The following is a 216-nucleotide window of genomic DNA, read 5'->3' on the forward strand; positions in this document are numbered from 1 at the left end:
GGTTGTCTTGCTGACCGCCGGTGGGGGCTCGTCGCGCAGTTCCCCGCGCCCCTTCAGGGCGCGATGGTGGGCGGTCTGGAATTTCCGGCCGCCCGCCTGGCGCTTCGCGGGGTGCGTGGTTGTCTTGCTGACCGCCGGTGGGGGCTCGTCGCGCAGTTCCCCGCGCCCCTTCAGGGCGCGATGGTGGGCGGTCTGGAATTTCCGGCCGCCCGCCTG

The 216-nt window shown here is 73.1% G+C and carries 1 pseudogene; it reads right to left on the reverse strand.

What is annotated here, in order from left to right:
• A pseudogene (locus ADL01_RS46700) lies at window positions 1–216 on the reverse strand (hypothetical protein); the annotation flags it as partial.

This window comes from Streptomyces sp. NRRL WC-3618, from assembly GCF_001280005.1.
Lineage (GTDB): Bacteria > Actinomycetota > Actinomycetes > Streptomycetales > Streptomycetaceae > Streptomyces.